General features: G+C 37.8%; 1 protein-coding gene. It reads left to right on the top strand.

Going from position 1 to position 352, the window contains the following annotated elements; translation table 11 throughout:
• On the top strand, positions 1-352 hold a 352-nt coding region (locus ACYP5M_RS26530), incomplete at both ends, for an RNA polymerase factor sigma-54 (protein WP_459735733.1).

Genomic DNA, 352 nt, shown 5'->3' on the forward strand with positions numbered 1-352 from the left:
GCCATTTGCTACAGGTGCAAGCACAAGGGGTGAACCTGCTTGAAGAAACGATCATAGAAAACCATTTCATAGATTTTGCTGAAAAGCGCTGGAAAGACCTAAGTAAGAAAATCTGTGTTACAATGAAGGAGATTCAAGAAGTATTTGATTATGTCCAGACATTTAAACCGAGACCCGCATCACTCTTTTTTCAGGAAAAACCTTCTTATATAGTGCAGGATGTGGTCGTTGAAGTTCTGGATGGTATGCTGCTTGTCGGTAATTATTATTGTAACACAACTAATCTTAATGTTGATAAATTGTATTTAAACCGTATGAAGAGCCATAAGGATCAGGGGTTTCAACGGTTTAT

Source organism: Peribacillus sp. N1 (assembly GCF_054600815.1).